Annotated in this window: 14 protein-coding genes; 9 read left to right on the forward strand and 5 right to left on the reverse strand. The window is 61.0% G+C overall.

The window, feature by feature from the left end:
* Positions 1-75: 75 nt before the first annotated feature.
* Together hutU and hutH are read right to left on the reverse strand one after the other, a co-directional pair.
* Complete coding sequence (hutU, locus tag BY447_RS16650) at positions 76-1,761, reverse strand: urocanate hydratase (protein WP_013357234.1); 1,686 nt, start codon at positions 1,759-1,761, stop codon at positions 76-78.
* Between the two features lie 15 nt (positions 1,762-1,776).
* On the reverse strand, positions 1,777-3,327 hold the full coding sequence (gene hutH / locus BY447_RS16655; protein WP_110331585.1) for a histidine ammonia-lyase: 1,551 nt from the start codon (positions 3,325-3,327) through the stop codon (positions 1,777-1,779).
* Between the two features lie 326 nt (positions 3,328-3,653).
* On the opposite strand from hutH, the gene hutC reads away from it, so the two are divergent.
* The gene (gene hutC / locus BY447_RS16660; protein WP_013357236.1) at positions 3,654-4,409 is read left to right on the forward strand and encodes a histidine utilization repressor; all 756 of its coding nucleotides are present in this window, start codon (positions 3,654-3,656) and stop codon (positions 4,407-4,409) included.
* On the opposite strand, the gene BY447_RS16665 is transcribed toward hutC, so the two are convergent.
* The gene (locus BY447_RS16665; RefSeq protein WP_110331586.1) at positions 4,393-4,935 is read right to left on the reverse strand and encodes a HutD family protein; all 543 of its coding nucleotides are present in this window, start codon (positions 4,933-4,935) and stop codon (positions 4,393-4,395) included. The genes hutC and BY447_RS16665 overlap by 17 nt on opposite strands.
* Positions 4,932-6,287, reverse strand: coding sequence for a formimidoylglutamate deiminase (locus BY447_RS16670; protein WP_110331587.1), 1,356 nt, complete (start codon positions 6,285-6,287; stop codon positions 4,932-4,934). The genes BY447_RS16665 and BY447_RS16670 overlap by 4 nt, the downstream gene beginning before the upstream one ends.
* An 81-nt stretch (positions 6,288-6,368) precedes the next feature.
* Between BY447_RS16670 and hutI the strand changes: the two genes are divergently transcribed.
* The 7 genes from hutI to BY447_RS16705 all read left to right on the forward strand — a co-directional run bounded on the left by hutI (position 6,369) and on the right by BY447_RS16705 (position 13,312).
* Complete coding sequence (hutI, locus tag BY447_RS16675) at positions 6,369-7,586, forward strand: imidazolonepropionase (RefSeq protein ID WP_110331588.1); 1,218 nt, start codon at positions 6,369-6,371, stop codon at positions 7,584-7,586.
* Entirely contained in the window at positions 7,583-8,374 is a 792-nt protein-coding gene (hutG, locus tag BY447_RS16680) for an N-formylglutamate deformylase (RefSeq protein ID WP_110331589.1), read from the forward strand. The genes hutI and hutG overlap by 4 nt, the downstream gene beginning before the upstream one ends.
* Before the next feature lie 307 nt (positions 8,375-8,681).
* Positions 8,682-9,530 (forward strand): transporter substrate-binding domain-containing protein, encoded by an 849-nt coding sequence (locus BY447_RS16685; RefSeq protein WP_110331590.1) that lies wholly within the window; start codon positions 8,682-8,684, stop codon positions 9,528-9,530.
* 12 nt (positions 9,531-9,542) lie between these two features.
* Positions 9,543-10,262 carry an ABC transporter permease gene (locus BY447_RS16690; RefSeq protein ID WP_110331591.1) on the forward strand — a complete coding sequence of 240 codons (720 nt, stop codon included), beginning with the start codon at positions 9,543-9,545 and terminating at the stop codon, positions 10,260-10,262.
* An 8-nt stretch (positions 10,263-10,270) separates the two neighbouring features.
* On the forward strand, positions 10,271-11,011 hold the full coding sequence (locus tag BY447_RS16695; RefSeq protein ID WP_095707478.1) for an ABC transporter permease: 741 nt from the start codon (positions 10,271-10,273) through the stop codon (positions 11,009-11,011).
* Entirely contained in the window at positions 11,004-11,798 is a 795-nt protein-coding gene (locus BY447_RS16700) for an ABC transporter ATP-binding protein (RefSeq protein ID WP_110331592.1), read from the forward strand. The genes BY447_RS16695 and BY447_RS16700 overlap by 8 nt, the downstream gene beginning before the upstream one ends.
* Positions 11,795-13,312 carry an HAL/PAL/TAL family ammonia-lyase gene (locus tag BY447_RS16705; RefSeq protein ID WP_110331593.1) on the forward strand — a complete coding sequence of 506 codons (1,518 nt, stop codon included), beginning with the start codon at positions 11,795-11,797 and terminating at the stop codon, positions 13,310-13,312. The genes BY447_RS16700 and BY447_RS16705 overlap by 4 nt, the downstream gene beginning before the upstream one ends.
* Before the next feature lie 2 nt (positions 13,313-13,314).
* Here the strand turns inward: BY447_RS16705 and BY447_RS16710 are convergent, their stop codons facing one another.
* The gene (locus BY447_RS16710; RefSeq protein ID WP_110331594.1) at positions 13,315-13,947 is read right to left on the reverse strand and encodes a flavin reductase family protein; all 633 of its coding nucleotides are present in this window, start codon (positions 13,945-13,947) and stop codon (positions 13,315-13,317) included.
* 141 nt (positions 13,948-14,088) lie between these two features.
* On the opposite strand from BY447_RS16710, the gene rlmF reads away from it, so the two are divergent.
* Positions 14,089-15,021, forward strand: a complete 933-nt coding sequence (gene rlmF / locus BY447_RS16715) for a 23S rRNA (adenine(1618)-N(6))-methyltransferase RlmF (RefSeq protein ID WP_110331595.1) — start codon at positions 14,089-14,091, stop codon at positions 15,019-15,021.
* Positions 15,022-15,233: the final 212 nt, after the last annotated feature.

Consider the following 15,233-nt stretch of genomic DNA (forward strand, 5'->3'; position numbering starts at 1 on the left):
GATGTTTATGCCAGAGGGTAAGAATGGAATAGCGGGGGAAAACGGGGCAAGCTGCTGCTCGCCCCGGTCAAAGGATTACTTCTGCATAGGCAGGTTCAGGCCATGTTCAGCCGCGCACTGCTGTGCCAGCTCATAACCAGCGTCGGCATGACGCATCACACCGGTGGCCGGGTCGTTCCACAATACGCGACCCAGACGCGCATCAGCTTCTTTGCTGCCGTCACAGACAATCACCACACCGGAGTGCTGTGAGAAGCCCATGCCGACACCGCCGCCATGATGCAGGCTGACCCAGGTTGCGCCGCCAGCGGTATTCAGCAGGGCGTTGAGCAGCGGCCAGTCAGAGACCGCATCCGAGCCATCTTTCATCGCTTCGGTCTCACGGTTAGGAGAGGCGACCGAGCCGCAGTCGAGATGGTCGCGGCCAATCACGACCGGCGCTTTCAGCTCGCCGTTGCGGACCATTTCGTTGAACGCCAGACCGGCAAGATGCCGTTCACCCAGTCCCAGCCAGCAGATACGGGCAGGCAGGCCCTGGAAGGCGATGCGTTCCTGCGCCATATCCAGCCAGCGATGCAGCGTTTTGTGGTGCGGGAACAGCTCTTTGAGTTTGGCGTCGGTCTTGTAGATATCTTCCGGATCGCCGGAAAGCGCGACCCAGCGGAACGGGCCTTTGCCTTCGCAGAACAGCGGACGGATATAGGCTGGCACAAAGCCAGGGAAATCGAACGCGTTGCTGACACCCTCGTCCAGCGCCACCTGACGAATGTTGTTGCCGTAATCTACGGTCGGGATGCCCATATGACAGAAGTCGAGCATCGCCTGGACATGAACCGCCATTGAGGCGCGCGCCGCTTTTTCTACCGCCTTCGGCTGTGAGACGCGCTCCTGCTGCCAGCGCGCCAGATCCCAGCCAATCGGCAGATAGCCATTAATCGGGTCGTGCGCCGATGTCTGGTCGGTCACGATGTCCGGCTTCGGCCCGCCCGCCTGGGCGCGTTTCACCAGCTCCGGCAGGATCTCAGCGGCATTGCCCAGAAGGCCGACCGAAATCGCTTTTTTGGCGGCGGTGGCTTCGCTGATTAACGCCAGCGCTTCGTCCAGCGTGGTGGCTTTGTAGTCGACGTAGCGGGTACGCAGACGGAAATCGATGCGTGACTCCTGGCACTCAATCGCCAGCACACAGGCCCCGGCCAGTACACCCGCCAGCGGTTGTGCGCCGCCCATGCCGCCCAGCCCGGCGGTGAGGATCCAGCGGCCGCTGAGGTCATTGTTATAATGCTGACGGCCCGCTTCCACGAAGGTTTCATAGGTGCCCTGCACGATGCCCTGCGCACCAATATAAATCCAGGAACCGGCGGTCATCTGGCCGTACATCATCAGGCCCGCTTTATCCAGCTCATGGAAGTGATCCCAGGTCGCCCAGTGCGGCACCAGGTTGGAGTTTGCCAGCAGCACGCGCGGCGCATCTGCGTGGGTGCGGAAGATGCCGACCGGCTTGCCGCTCTGAATCAGCAGCGTCTCATCCGGCTGCAGCGCCCGCAGCGAACGCAGGATCTGCTCGAAGCATTCCCAGTTGCGTGCTGCCTTACCGATGCCGCCGTATACCACCAGATCTTCCGGACGTTCGGCGACATCGGGATCGAGGTTGTTCTGAATCATGCGGTAAGCCGCTTCAATCAGCCAGTTGGCGCAGTGCAGCGTAGTACCGTGTGGTGCACGAATCTCACGTGCCACAGCCTGAGAAAGAGTTTCGCTCATGAAGGATTCCTTAATTCAAGAAGTTGGGCGCATGCTCGGCAGCAGCGCGGTCAATGCCTGAGGCCAGTCAGTGCGACTTGCCCACTGACGCATTGCCTCGATATCGGGTGCCAGCAGACGATCTTCCTCAAGGAAGGCGACCTGCTCGCGAATGGTGTCGATGGCCTGCTCAATCAGCGTGGAGCTTTTGAGTGGCCGGTTAAATTCGATGCCCTGCGCCGCAGCCATCGCCTCGATGCCCACTACGGCGGCGCTGTTAAAGCACATGCTGCCGAGACGGCGGGCGGCGTAAGTCGCCATGGAGACGTGGTCTTCCTGATTCGCTGAGGTCGGCAGACTGTCGACGCTGCCCGGATGGGCCAGCGATTTGTTCTCAGAAGCCAGCGCGGCGGCGGTGACCTGGGCGATCATAAAGCCGGAGTTTACGCCGCCGTCACGCACCAGGAAGGGCGGCAGACCGGATAATCCGCTGTCCAGCAGCAGCGCCAGTCGCCGTTCCGAGATGGCACCCACTTCGGCAATTGCCAGTGCCAGGATGTCAGCGGCAAAAGCCACCGGCTCAGCGTGGAAGTTGCCGCCGGAGATCACATCGCCGCTGTCGCTGAACACCAGCGGGTTGTCCGAGGCGGCGTTCGCTTCGATTTCCAGAATTCGCGCCGCGTGGCTGACGTTATCCAGGCAGGCGCCCATTACCTGGGGCACGCAGCGGATGGAGTAGGGGTCCTGAACGCGGCCGCAATGGGTATGCGACTGCAGAATTTCACTGCCCTCAATCAGGGTGCTGACGGCTGCCGCGACGGCAATCTGGCCCTGCTGGCCGCGCGCCTTGTGGATGCGGGCATCGAACGGTTTCAGCGAGCCTTTGATCGCTTCCAGCGACAGCGCACCGGCCATCAGACCGGCGGCAAACAGGTTCTCACCTTCAAACAGGCCGCGCAGCGCCAGCGCAGTCGAAACCTGAGTGCCGTTGAGCAGCGCCAGGCCCTCTTTCGGACCGAGCACAAACGGCGACAGGCCAACGCTTGCCAGTCCCTCGGTTGCCGGGATTAGCGTGCCATTGACCCGTACCTGACCTTCGCCCAGTAGCATCAGCGACATGTGCGCCAGCGGTGCCAGATCGCCAGAGGCGCCGACCGAACCTTTTTCCGGAATGCAGGGCATTACGCCCGCGTTGAACAGCGCCAGCAGCGCCTCAACCAGTTCGATACGCACGCCAGAGTGACCGCGCGCCAGGCTGATGATTTTGGTGGCGACCACCAGGCGGGTGACATTGTCGGGCAGCAGATCGCCCAGCCCGACGCTGTGTGACAGCACCAGATTGCGCTGCAGATCCGCCAGCCGGCTGGCCGGGATTTGCGTCTGTGCCAGCTTGCCAAAGCCGGTATTAATGCCATACACCACGTTGCCGGAGGCGACAATCGTCTCCACGGTCTGCTGCGCCGCCGCAATCGCCTGACGCGCACTGTTGTCAAGACTCAGCGTGACGTTACCCTGATAGATAGCGCGTAATGTGGCGAGGTCCACCTCGCCGGGCACCAGGCGCAATGCCTGAAACGAACCTGACATAGTCTACTCCTGTCTATACAAGTGTGCTGGCAAGGCTAAGCTGCTTTCCATGCCCTGAACCAGCGGAATAATGCGAGTGAAACATAAGCGTTAATTCTTGTCTATGCTTGTCTATACAATCAAACAGACTAAGCAAGTGCCGTGCCAGACCGATCACAAAAATCGAATGTCCACCTGGCGCGGGTCGCGGGTTAAACGCGACGGAGCGAGTGCACCATCAGGATGCGCAGACTGCACCAGTGGGGCACGGCGCGCGCTACTGGATGTATATACATTCACGCAGTGAGACAGTAAACTTAAGGGACTTTCAGCATAAGGAACAGCAAATGGTCGAGCATACGGCACTGGCACAACTGGCGGCGGCAATGAGCGATGAACCCGCCCCGATTTATCAGCGGGTGAAGCAGGCCATCGTCAGCCAGATCCGTGAAGGGTTGTGGAAAGCGAATCAGCGTGTGCCATCAGAAAGTGAACTGGTGAATGAGCTGGGCGTCAGCCGCATGACCATTAACCGGGCGCTGCGCGAACTGACCAGCGAAGGTTTTCTGGTGCGGATGCAGGGCGTCGGCACCTTCGTGGCGGAGATGAAAGGCTATACCGCTATGCTGGAGGTGCATAACATCGCCGATGAGATCGCTCAGCGCGGTCATCAGCACAGCTGTAAAATTCTCGCCATCGGTCAGGACAAAGCCGATCCTGAGCAGGCCGCCGTGCTGGGGCTTACCACCGGACAGACGCTCTATCATTCGCTGATTGTGCATTACGAAAATGATCTGCCGGTGCAGCTTGAGGATCGTCTGGTCAATCCGCTGGTCGCGCCCGACTACCTGACGCAGGATTATCAGCAGATGACGCCCTATACCTATCTGATGCGGGTCGCGCCGCTGACGGCAGGCGAGCACATTGTTGAAGCGGTGCTGCCCGATGCGCGTCAGCGTAAACATCTGTCGCTGGATGAACACGAACCCTGCCTGCTGATTCGCCGTCAGACCTGGAGCGACACAAAAATCGTCACCTATGCGCGACTGCTCTATCCCGGCTCACGTTACAAACTGCTGGGCCGCTTCAGGGGACACGGTTAAGCCGGGTAAACAGCAGCCGGGCATCCGACCCGCACGGGCTGAGTTGTGTTTCCTCATCGACCCACCACGCGCCCTGTTGCGCGGTCAGCCTTTCCCCGTCAGCGGTCTGCCACGCCCCCGCCAGCACCCAGGCGACGCCGTGCAGACTACTGACCGGCGCGGTAGCCACCTCCACCGTAGCCTGCCATTCACCGCGTCGGGTCATGATATTAAAATCTCCGCTGACGCTACCCTGCAGTTGCGCTGTTAAGGCAAGTTCTCCGGCAAACGCCCACGGCTTGTGCGGGGTTAAAAGGTGCTGCACGCCGGGCGCGGTTAACAACACCGGATCGCCATGCAGCAGGGTAATCACCCGATCGATGTCCGGAAAGGCGGAAAAGGGACCATCCTGCGCCAGGGTCGCAATGCTGGCGCGCCAGCCGAAATGCTCCGCGCCGGGCGGGAAGCTGATGATTTCGCGGGTTTCGCCGCCGCCGTTGCGCCAGCGGCTGACCGCCAGATCGTCGTACCTGAACCGGGCGATCATCGCAGCGCCGCCATCGCCTGAGCAAAGCGTGCAGCACACGCCGCCTGCTGCGGATGCACCCCATCTTCAACCACGGCCTTACCCGCCACATAAACGTCCCGAATCTGATCGCGCTGTCCGGCAAACAGCCAGCGGTTCAGCACCGCATGTGAATCCACGCTGCCGAGCCATGCATCATCGCGCAGCACCAGCCAGTCGGCACGTTGTCCCACCGCCAGCGCGCCCTGCTGAATGCCGCACGCCTGGGCGCCACCCGCCGCGGCCTGCTGCCACAGCAAATCGCCTACCGAGGGCTGGCCGGGCAGGGTAATCCGGTTGCGACGCTGGTCACGCAGCCGCTGCGCATACTCCAGCCAGCGCAGCTCCTCCTGGGCGCTCAGCGAGACGTGACTGTCGGTGCCGATGCCCCAGCGTCCGCCCTGCGCGATATACTCCACTGCCGGAAAGATGCCGTCGCCGAGGTTGGCTTCGGTGGTCGGACAGAGACCCGCTACCGCGCCACTTCGCGCGAGACGCGACAGTTCATCTTCATCCAGATGGGTGGCGTGGATCAGGCACCAGCGTGCATCCACCGCAAAGCGGTTCAGCAGCCAGGCTACCGGACGCTCGCCGCTCCACGCCAGCGAGTCATTGACCTCTTTCTGCTGTTCAGCCACATGAATATGCACCGGCAGCGCCGGATCGCTGGCCGCCAGCACCTCGTGCATCTGGCTTTCGCTTACTGCCCGCAGCGAATGGAAACAGAGGCCACGGTTCAGCAGGGGCCGCCGCTGCTGCCACGCATCCAGCCGCGCCTGCTGTTGCAGGTAGTGTTCGGTCTGCTGGATAAAACGTTTCTGACCCGCCGCCGCAGGCTGGCTGCCAAAGCCACTGTAGCTGTAGAGCACCGGCAACATTGTCTGGCCGATGCCGGCAATCTCCGCTGCTTCAATCAGCTGTTGCAGCATCGCGTCATCGCTGTAGGGCGCGCCGCTGAGATCGTGATGGAGATAGTGAAACTCTGCTACCTGGGTGTAGCCGCCTTTCAGCATCTCGATGTAGAGCAGGGCGGCAATATCACCCACCTGCTCTGGCGTCAGGCGCTGCACCATGCGGTACATCAGGTCCCGCCAGGTCCAGAAGCTGTCCTGTGGATCGCCCGCCACTTCCGCCAGACCCGCCATCGCACGCTGGAAGGCGTGCGAGTGCAGGTTGGCGATGGCCGGGATCACCTCGCCGTTGAGGCGGATAGCCTGATCGGCGAGGCTGTCCGGGGAAATGGAGTCGATAAAACCGGCCTGATTGACCGTAATACGTACCTGCTGCTGCCAGCCCTCCGCCAGCAGTGCGCGCGGGGCAAAAAAAGTCGCCATGGTTGATCCTCATCGGATGTGGTTGTATATACATATACATACTTTGAGGCACAGTGTAAACGGTGGAGGCATGAGGCAGCGATGACAGAAGAGATGCGCGTAGAGGCGGTGTGGACGGGGGCCGACCTGGTCACCATGCGTGACGGAAAGTACCATCTGATCCCACAGGGCGCACTGGTGGTGCGGGCGGGCAGGCTGGTGTGGGTCGGGCCTGAAGCGGAGATGCCCGCCTTCGTCGCCGATCGGCATCATCGTCTGCCAGGCGGTATCGTGACGCCGGGGCTGGTGGATTGTCATACGCATCTGGTATTTGGCGGCGACCGCAGCCAGGAGTTTGAACAGCGTCTGAATGGCGTCAGCTACGCAGAGATTGCCGCGCAGGGCGGAGGCATTCTCTCCACCGTGCGCGCCACCCGCGCGGCGACGGAAGAGGAGCTGGTGGCTTCGGCCCGCTGGCGACTCAATCGCCTGCTGGCCGAGGGTGTGACCACCGTGGAGATTAAGTCCGGCTATGGTCTGGATGAAGAGAGCGAACTGCGAATGCTACGGGCGATTCGTCAGCTGGGCGAGAGCGTAGCCGCCGATGTCCACGCCACCTGCCTGGCAGCGCATGCCTTTCCGCCGGAGTTTAAGCACGATCCGGATGGCTGGGTCGACATCATCTGCGACCGTCTGCTGCCGCAGGTTCAGGCGCTGGGGCTGGCGGATGCGGTGGATGCCTTCTGTGAGCATCTCGCCTTTTCCCCGGAGCAGGTGGCGCGGGTGTTTGACCGGGCGGTGGCGCTGGGCATGCCGGTGAAGCTGCATGCAGAACAGCTTTCCGCGCTGGGCGGTGCTGCACTGGCGGCCCGCTATGGTGCGCTTTCAGCTGATCATCTTGAATATGCCACCGAAGAGGATGCCAGGGCGATGGCGCAGCATGGCACCGTGGCGGTGCTGCTGCCCGGTGCGTTTTATCTGCTGCGCGAAACCCAGCGTCCGCCGGTGGATCTCTTCCGCCGCCACGGCGTGCCGATGGCGCTGGCCAGCGATGCCAATCCCGGCACCTCGCCCGCGCTGTCGCTGCGACTGATGCTCAATATGGGCTGTACGCTGTTTGGCATGACGCCGGAAGAGGCGCTGGCGGGCGTCACCCTGTGGGGGGCAAAAGCGCTGGGGCTGGCGGAGAGTCACGGCTCGCTGGAGGCGGGTAAAGTGGCAAACTTCGTCCACTGGCCGCTGGCCCGTCCGGCAGAACTGGTTTACTGGCTGGGTGGTGAACTGCCCTGTACCGTTATCTATCGTGGAGAACCGCAATGAACCCTTTCTATTTTTCCCAGGGCAGCCTGCCGCTGCTGGTCAGCATTCCCCACGCCGGTACTGAACTGACGCCTGAGGTAGACGCCGGATTGAGCGAGGCCGCGCGCGGCCTGCCTGACACCGACTGGCACATCCCGCTGCTGTATGATTTTGTGCGTGACCTCGGGGCCAGTGTGTTAATCGGCCGCTATTCCCGTTTTGTAGTCGATCTTAATCGTCCGCCCGATAATCAGCCGCTCTACACCACCGCCACCACCGGCCTGTTCCCGGAAACCCTGTTCGACGGCACGCCGACCTTTGCACCAGGCAAAACGCCCGATGCCACTGCGCGTCAGGGCTACATCGAGCAGATCTGGCAACCTTACCATCAGCAGATTCAGCAGGAGCTGGCGCGGCTCAAAGCGCAGCACGGCTATGCGCTGCTGTTTGACGCGCATTCCATCGCCAGTGAAATCCCCCGCCTGTTTGAGGGGCAGCTGCCCGATATCAACATTGGCACCAACGACGGCGCGAGCTGCACGCCTGAAATGAGCGTGGCGATTGAGTCGGTGTGTGCGGCCCAGACCGACTACAGCTGGGTGCTCAACGGCCGCTTTAAAGGCGGTTACATCACCCGCGCCTATGGCCAGCCACAGCAGCAGATTGAGGCAGTTCAGCTGGAGCTGGCGCAGCTGAACTACATGGATGAAACCCCGCCTTATGCCTGGCAGCAGGCGCGTGCCGCGGGGTTACAAAAAGTGTTAAAGGCGATGATCCACGCCATGCTGGCGCAGGCCAGACCGCAATAAATCTGCGATGCGCCGCCCTGGTGCAGCGCTGCGCTAATCGGGTGCAGGTGAGAGCAGTCTGTCTGGCTGCTCCCTTGCTTCCGCCTCCATTCGTCGCTTTTGCAGAGCTGGCATAACCTTTGCTTGGTTGTATGTACAAGCGCTGCAGCGCGTGCTCAATCTGAATAAATCCCGTCTGGCTCACAAAATCATAAAGCCGGCAATGAACTGCACTGCGTTAACTTGTATATACATGACATATCATCCTGTGAAATTTATGTTAAATCTTGCAGGGCGATCACCAGGCCGCTACTTTCAGGAGAACCGTATGACGCACCCTCTGACCCTTCGTCGTTTATGTCTCACTACGCTGGTTTCCAGTCTGCTGCTCTGTGGCGTCAGCGCCCAGGCTAAAGAGTGGAAATCGATCACCATTGCCACTGAAGGCAGTTATGAACCCTGGAACCTCACCCTGCCGGGCGGCAAGCTGGGCGGCTTCGAACCGGAGCTGATGGCGGATCTCTGTCAGCGCATGGCGATTCAGTGCAAGCTGGTGGTACAGAACTGGGATGGCATGATCGCCGGACTGAATGCCGGAAAATATGACGTGATCATGGATGCGATTGTGATTACGCCCGACCGCAAAAAAGTGGTGAATTTCACCGTCCCTTACGCCTCCACGCCCGCCACCTTTATCACGGTAAAAGGGTCACTGCTGCCCGCCGACAGTAAGATCGTCAAACTTACCGACGATGAAAAAACCATAGCGCCTGCCATTGCACCCCTGAAAGCCGCGCTGAAGGGCAAAACGATCGGTATCGCCTCCGGCACGGTCTACACGCCGTTTATCGACAAATACTTCAAAGATGTGGCGGATGTGCGTGAATACACCAGCTCAGCCGATGCGATCCTCGATTTGCAGGCCGGACGCATTGATGCGGTGTTTGATGATGTGACCTTTGCACAGTCGATGCTGGCACGACCGGATAACCGTAACCTCAGCTTCAGCGGTCCGCAGCTGGGCGGTCCGATCTGGGGTGAGGGCGAGGCGTTGGGCGTGCGCATGGCAGACAACGATCTGAAAGGCCGGCTGGATCAGGCGATAAAAGCCGCGCTGGCCGACGGCACAGTGAAAAAGCTGAGCGAGAAGTGGTTCAAAACTGACGTCACACCCTGAGAGAGGTAACGGATGATAAGCCTGCTGAGTTTTGGCCCGGACGGCTGGGGACGGTTGATTCTGAGTGCCACGCTGACCACGCTGCTGCTGTCGTTTGCCGCACTGCTGGTTGGCGCGGTGGTGGGGTCGGGCGTTGCTGCCGCGAAGTTATCGCCGCACCGGGCGGTGCGCTGGCTGGGGGAAGGTTACTCGGTGATCTTCCGTGGCATTCCTGAGCTGCTGGTGATCTACCTGTTCTACTTCGGCGGATCGGGGTTGATCACGCAGATCGGACAGCTGTTTGGCGCGGACGGTTTTATCGAAGCGCCGCCATTTCTGATCGGGGCGCTGGCTATCGGGCTTATCTCCGGCTCTTACCAGGCGGAAGTCTACCGCGCCGCACGACTGGCACTGGCGAAAGGGGAGATTGAAGCCGCTGTCGCGATTGGCATGCCGCGCTGGCGCATCCGGCAACGCATTCTGCTGCCGCAGGTGGCGCGCTATGCGCTGCCCGGCCTGTCAAACGTCTGGCAGATGAGCCTGAAAGATTCGGCGCTGGTGTCGGTGACCGGCATTGTCGAGCTGATGCGGGCCAGCCAGGTTGCGGCCGGTTCGACCCGTGACTACTTCTCCTTTTACCTGGTGGGCGGAGCCTGTTACCTGCTGCTGACGCTGCTGTCGAACCGCGCCTTTCTGCGCGCCGAATCCCGTCTTGGCCGCGCCTGGCAAAGCCGCACCGCTGCGCAGCATTAAGGAGACTTATGATCGATTTTGCGTTCCTCACTGACACCTTCCTTAAACTCAGCGCTGCACTGCCGGTCACGCTGGGCCTGTTTATCAGTGCGTTTCTCTGCGGAGGCGTGCTGGCAGTAGGTATTCTGGCACTGCGCATGAGCCGCTGGCGGGTGCTGAGCGCGTTTGCCCGTGGTTACATTCTGGTATTTCGCGGCTCGCCGCTGATGATTCAGCTGTTCCTGATCTACTACGGTCTGGGGCAGTTTGGCGTGATCCGTCACAGCATCTTCTGGCCGTTCCTGCGAGAGCCCTTTACCTGTGCGGTGCTGGCACTGTCGCTCTGTACCGCTGCCTACACCGCGGAGATTCTGCGTGGTGCGCTGCTGGCGGTGCCGCCCGGTCAGGTGGAAGCGGGCATGGCCTGCGGTATGTCGCGCGGGCTGCTGCTGCGACGGATTATCGCGCCGGTGATGCTGCGTTACGCGCTGCCCGCGTACTCTACCGAAGCGATCCTGCTGGTGAAATCGACCGCGCTGGCCAGTCTGGTGACGGTCTGGGATGTCACCGGGGTAGCGCAGCAGATCATTCAGCGCACCTACCGCACCATGGAGGTGTTTCTCTGTGCGGCGGCGATCTACCTGATCCTCAACTTCATTATTGTTCAACTCTATGCCCTGCTGGAGCGGCGTCTGACGCCGGTACATAAACCGGAAAAAAAGCCGTTACTGACCGCTAAGCCGATTACCGGAGGAGAGAAAAATGTCTGAACTGCAACCCGTCACGCTGTCGGCCAGCGATATCCATAAATCTTTTGGTGCCATGGAGGTGCTGAAAGGCATCTCGCTGCAGGCGCACAAGGGCGATGTCATCTCCATTCTTGGTGCCAGCGGATCGGGCAAAAGTACGCTGCTGCGCTGCATTAACCTGCTGGAGACGCCCGATTCCGGCGTGGTCAGCGTCGGCGGTGAAACCATCGAGATGAAGCGCCATGCACGCGGGCATCAGCTGGCAGCCAATCCGCGGCAGATTGAACGGCTGCGTTCCCGACTGGGGATGGTGTTTCAGAGCTTTAACCTCTGGTCGCATCTCACCGTGCTGCAGAATGTCATTGAAGGGCCGCACTACGTGCTGAAGCGCGATAAAAAAGCCTGCATCGCCCAGGCGGAACAGCTGCTGGATCGGGTTGGTCTGCTGAATCGCAAAGACTTCTATCCCGCCCAGCTTTCGGGGGGGCAGCAGCAGCGGGTGGCAATCGCCCGTGCGCTGGCAATGGACCCGGAGGTGATGCTGTTTGATGAGCCGACGTCAGCCCTGGACCCGGAACTGGTGGGCGAGGTGCTGAAGGTCATGCGCAGCCTGGCGGAAGAGGGGCGCACCATGCTGGTGGTTACACATGAGATGGGTTTTGCCCGCAACGTCTCTAACCGGGTGGTGCTTATGCATCAGGGCACGATTGACTGTCAGGGCACGCCAGAAGCGATGTTCGGCGAGGCGGGATCGACGCGCTTTAAGCAGTTTATCTCCAGTCATCATCAGGTGGAGCCGGTGGTATGAGTGACGTGACGAAGCAGACGCGGGTCTGGGGCGATGGTCCGCTCAGGTGGCAGGAACTGGTGCAGGTTGCCCGGCACGGTGCCACCCTGACGCTGAGCGACAGCGCCTGGCAGCGCATCGCCCAGAGCCGTGAAATCGTCGGCAACATCGTGGCGGCGGGGCAGGTGGCGTACGGTATCAATACCGGGCTGGGGGCGCTCTGTAACATCACGCTGTCTGAAGATGAGCTGGGCCAGCTGTCGCGCAATACTCTGATGAGCCATGCCTGCGGCGTCGGGCCGGTGCTGAAAAAAGCGGAGGTGCGCGCCATTCTGTGCGCCGCGATTGCTAACTACAGCCACGGCAAATCGGGTGTCTCAGTGGCGCTGGTGCAGCAGCTGCTGGCGCTGCTGAATCTGCAGATTACGCCACAGGTGCCGTCGCAGGGATCGGTGGGCTATCTGACCCATATGGCGCATATCGGCCTGGCGCTGATTGGTATTGGCGAGGTGGAGTGGCGTGGCGAAATCATCCCGGCGCAGCAGGCGCTGGAACAGGCGGGGTTAGCCCCTTACCGGCCTGGCGCAAAAGAGGGGCTGAGCCTGGTTAACGGCACACCCTGCATGACCGGCTTAGCCTGTCTGGCACTGGACGATGCTGAACGTCTGCTGGACTGGGCGGATGTGACGGGCGCAATGAGCTTTGAGGCGCTGCGCGGACAGCTGGTGGCCTTTGACCCTGAGGTGCTGGCGCTCAAGGCCAGTCCGGGGATTCAGCGCAGCGGCGAACGTCTGCGCCAGTTGTTACGTGACAGCCCGCTGCTGAACGCGAGCGTGGGCATCCGGACTCAGGATGCGCTGAGCCTGCGGTCGATGCCGCAGGTGCACGGTGCCTGCCGCGATCAGTTCGACCATGCCGCCCGTCAGGTGGAGACCGAACTCAATGCCTGTACCGACAATCCGCTGATTCTGGGCACGCCACAGGCCTGGCGCGTGGTGTCGCAGTCACATCCGCACGGTGAGTCGGTGGCGATGGCCTGCGACCTGCTGGCGATTGCGCTGGCGGAGCTGGGCAGTATTGCTGAGCGACGGCTGGATCGGCTGGTTAATCCGCTGGTCAGCGGCCTGCCGCCGTTTCTGGTGGCGGAGCCTGGCGTCAATTCCGGCATGATGATTGCGCAATATGTGGCGGCCTCGCTTTGCGCGGAAAACCGTCAGCTGGCGCAGCCTGCGGTGCTCGACAACTATGTGACGTCGGGATTACAGGAGGATCATCTGAGTCTCGGTACCGGGTCGGCGCTGAAACTGCTGAAGCTGGTCAGCAATGTCGATCACATTATCGCGATTGAGTATCTGCTGGCGGCGCAGGCGCTGGAGTTTCATGGTGAATCAGAGCTGGCAGCGGGCACGCGGCGCGCCTGGCAGCTGTTGCGGCAGGTGGTTGATCGCTGGCAGCAGGATCGCTGGCTGGCCCCCGACATTGCCCGCGCGGTGGCGCAGATAAAAGCGCACCGGGCCGATGCGCTTGTGGAGTGAGATTACCTGCGGCGGGCGTCCGGGCGGACTAAATCAAAGCGCTGCGCTTCACTGATCCCGTAATAGGCACTGGGTCCGCCCGCGCGCAGAATCGGCTCGGCTTTGGCGGTCTGATAAATGCCCTCTTCAAGCAGCGATTCATCGATGTGGATCGCCACCGCTTCGCCCATCACCAGCCAGCTGTCGAGCAGGTTACCGCTGGCATCCTGCAGCTGAATCAGTTGCGTCAGGCGGCACTCGAAGTTGACCGGGCTTTCCGCCACCAGGCTGGCGCTGACCTGTGACGCGGCCAGCGGCGTTAGCCCGGCAAAGGCGAACTCATCCTGATCGGCAGGCAGCGAGGCAGAACTTTCATTCATCGCTTCGGCCAGCGGACGGGTCGCCAGGTTCCAGACAAACTCTTTGGTCTCTGCAATATTCCGCACGCTGTCTTTCCAGCCGCTGCTGGCGAAACCGATAATCGGCGGATGATAGTTGAAGCAGTTAAAGAAGCTGTAAGGGGCCAGATTGTGCTGACCGCTGGCGCTGACAGAGCTAATCCAGCCAATCGGGCGCGGCCCGATGATGGCGTTCAGCGGATCGTGCGGCAGTCCGTGACCAGCACGGGGTTGATAGGAATAGCGTTTCCGGGTCATAACGTCTCCAGCAGATGATTTTATTTATCTTAGCCCGACAGCATCACCCGACGGAATCGGAAAGAGGTAAGCGGATGGTGCGGGTTTATTTTCCGCCGCCTACAGCGTATTGTACGCGCGCCTGAATAATTGAGAGAACGTATGAAAAAGTCAGCCAGCACGTCGCCCTTCCACGCCCGCAATCGCCATCAGGGCGAATACGATTTTGCCGCGCTAACCGCTGCCCATCCGCCGCTGGCGGCGAAAGTCCGGCCTAACGGTTATGGCGTGCAGTCCGTGGATTTCGCGGACCCGGAGGCGGTAATGCTGCTGAACCAGGCGCTCATCAAACTGTTTTATGACATCGACTGGCAGCTGGCCCCCGGCTCACTCTGCCCGCCTGTGCCAGGACGCGCCGATTATCTTCACTACCTGGCCGATCTGCTGGCGCTGGACAACAACAGCGCGATCCCGGCGGCGGACGTGCTCGATATCGGCTGCGGCGCAAACTGTATCTATCCGCTGATTGGTGCGGCGGAATATGGCTGGCGCTTTACCGGCACCGAAATTGATGAAGCCGCCATCAAAGCCGCTAACCGCATCGTCGCGGCTAACCCACGCCTGACGCGCCAGATCCGTCTGCGTCGTCAGAAAAACAGCGATGCGGTGCTGGCGGGCGTGGTCAGCAAAAATGAATTTTTCAGCGCGGTGATGTGTAACCCGCCGTTCCACGCGTCGGCTGAAGAGGCGTCCTCGGGATCGCAGCGTAAAGTGCGCAATCTCGGGCTGGATAAAAGTGCGCCACTTAACTTTGGCGGGCAGCACAATGAGCTGTGGTATCCCGGTGGCGAAAAGGCGTTTATCGGCAAGATGATCGCCGAGAGCGTGGCGTTTGGTCGCCAGATTGGCTGGTTTACTTCATTAGTTTCGCGCAAAGAGAATTTACCGGCGCTGGAAAAACAGCTGCAGGCGCTCGAGGTCGAAGAGGTGCGGGTGGTGAATATGGCGCAGGGTCAGAAGCAGAGCCGCTTCCTGGCGTGGAGTTTTATGCCTGCCGCACAGCGCAGCAAGCTGCTGAGTCGCCTGGGGAACTGAGGCATCTCATTACGCAGGTAACAGGAATCTCTCTGCTGAGAAAAAAGGACGGGCTGCGATGCGGCCGTTTCAGACTGCTGACAAACCCAATCAGGGTTGCTCTGGCAGCAACACATTAGCTAATAGCGCAGGGAACACGGACAGAGGAGGAAAGCGTCCCGCGCCATGGACGGCGCGGGCCGAGCGACCAGGGATGGTTTAAGCGACTTTCC

The sequence above is a fragment of the Pantoea sp. JKS000250 genome, from assembly GCF_003201065.1.
GTDB lineage: Bacteria > Pseudomonadota > Gammaproteobacteria > Enterobacterales > Enterobacteriaceae > Pantoea > Pantoea vagans.

Bases quoted from the DNA above. Each gene is read 5' to 3' on its own strand.
- BY447_RS16700 (WP_110331592.1), top strand. From the start codon at position 11,004: ATGTCTGAACTGCAACCCGTCACGCTGTCGGCCAGCGATATCCATAAA.
- BY447_RS16685 (WP_110331590.1), top strand. From the start codon at position 8,682: ATGACGCACCCTCTGACCCTTCGTCGTTTATGTCTCACTACGCTGGTT.
- BY447_RS16665 (WP_110331586.1), bottom strand. From the start codon at position 4,935: ATGATCGCCCGGTTCAGGTACGACGATCTGGCGGTCAGCCGCTGGCGC.
- BY447_RS16710 (WP_110331594.1), bottom strand. From the start codon at position 13,947: ATGACCCGGAAACGCTATTCCTATCAACCCCGTGCTGGTCACGGACTG.
- BY447_RS16695 (WP_095707478.1), top strand. From the start codon at position 10,271: ATGATCGATTTTGCGTTCCTCACTGACACCTTCCTTAAACTCAGCGCT.
- hutG (WP_110331589.1), top strand. From the start codon at position 7,583: ATGAACCCTTTCTATTTTTCCCAGGGCAGCCTGCCGCTGCTGGTCAGC.
- BY447_RS16705 (WP_110331593.1), top strand. From the start codon at position 11,795: ATGAGTGACGTGACGAAGCAGACGCGGGTCTGGGGCGATGGTCCGCTC.
- rlmF (WP_110331595.1), top strand. From the start codon at position 14,089: ATGAAAAAGTCAGCCAGCACGTCGCCCTTCCACGCCCGCAATCGCCAT.
- hutU (WP_013357234.1), bottom strand. From the start codon at position 1,761: ATGAGCGAAACTCTTTCTCAGGCTGTGGCACGTGAGATTCGTGCACCA.
- BY447_RS16690 (WP_110331591.1), top strand. From the start codon at position 9,543: ATGATAAGCCTGCTGAGTTTTGGCCCGGACGGCTGGGGACGGTTGATT.
- hutC (WP_013357236.1), top strand. From the start codon at position 3,654: ATGGTCGAGCATACGGCACTGGCACAACTGGCGGCGGCAATGAGCGAT.
- hutI (WP_110331588.1), top strand. From the start codon at position 6,369: ATGACAGAAGAGATGCGCGTAGAGGCGGTGTGGACGGGGGCCGACCTG.
- hutH (WP_110331585.1), bottom strand. From the start codon at position 3,327: ATGTCAGGTTCGTTTCAGGCATTGCGCCTGGTGCCCGGCGAGGTGGAC.
- BY447_RS16670 (WP_110331587.1), bottom strand. From the start codon at position 6,287: ATGGCGACTTTTTTTGCCCCGCGCGCACTGCTGGCGGAGGGCTGGCAG.